Genomic DNA, 1,030 nt, shown 5'->3' with positions numbered 1-1,030 from the left:
TATTGGGGGCCGCCGATGTCCTGCTTGTGTGGTTCACCCGGTATTTGCTCTCCTTGGCGGAGAGACATGCCAGACTTAAGGGAAATTGGAGTTTGTTTTGACATTAGCATGTAAAAAAAGGGCCTCCACCGACCGTTATCTTTCCGGTACTGTGAAGGCCCCTTTCCCATGTCCCCTGCTTCTGGTTATTAGCGGTACGTGCCCAGCACGCGGTCATAGATATCCTCTATCAGCCGCAGACCGCCATTATATCCGGCGTAGCCGCAGTTTAAAACGAGTCTGTACGTGATTGGCACGCTGATCGGAAGCAAATCCGCTCCGATATCGACAGCCAGATCGCGTTCCCAGCCGCTTCCGAGAATCAGCGCCCGCTGCTTCGGACTGCTCTGCCTGATTTTCTCCTGAATTTCTCCGCCGTCCACCGAAAACTCCACATTCGCCGACCTTCTGTCGGAGACGCGTCGGAACTGTTCACGGATTCCTTCCCGGTACTGTTCGGGCGTATCGTCGATAATGTATTGAACGTCCGCCGGAATAATGCCCAGCTCATTCAGCAAATATTTGGAGAAGCCTATGGCGTAAGTCGCATCGAGGATCGTGTAGAAGACGCGCGGAATTCCGTAACGGAACTCCAGCATGAAGTCGGCCGTACGCTCGATATGCGTATAGAACTTATGCTCTTCGTCCGTGATGAATTTCTCGGCCTTTTCACGGTCTACGCTAGCCCCGAATGCCGTAACCTCCCGCAAGAAGCGGCTCGTCTCCGCGCCTCCAACCGGTAAATAAGGAAAATGATAAAACGGCGTACCATATTTCCACTTGAGCAGCTTGGCGCTGCGCAGTCCAGGCCAGGCGGAGATGACAATATTGAACTCGGCCTGCGGAACGGTCAGCCATTCGGATACGCCGCCGGATTCGGGACCGAACAGAATATTCGGTGTAAGACCGATGCCTGTCAGGAGCCGCTTGATCTCCTGCAAGTTGCCGATCCAGTAAGGGTCCTGGTAAGGAATGGAGGCGAAGACATTGA

1 protein-coding gene is annotated in these 1,030 nt (G+C 53.9%); it reads right to left on the bottom strand.

Features of this window, described 5'->3' with window-relative positions; genetic code table 11:
- Positions 1 to 188 precede the first annotated feature (188 nt).
- The coding region (locus tag L692_RS0112250) for a nitrogenase component 1 (RefSeq protein WP_025700234.1) at positions 189 to 1,030 on the bottom strand (842 nt) is incomplete at its 5' end.

It is taken from the genome of Paenibacillus forsythiae T98 (assembly GCF_000520735.1).
GTDB lineage: Bacteria > Bacillota > Bacilli > Paenibacillales > Paenibacillaceae > Paenibacillus_AQ > Paenibacillus_AQ forsythiae.
This window is presented reverse-complemented; position numbering and strand designations above follow the sequence as displayed.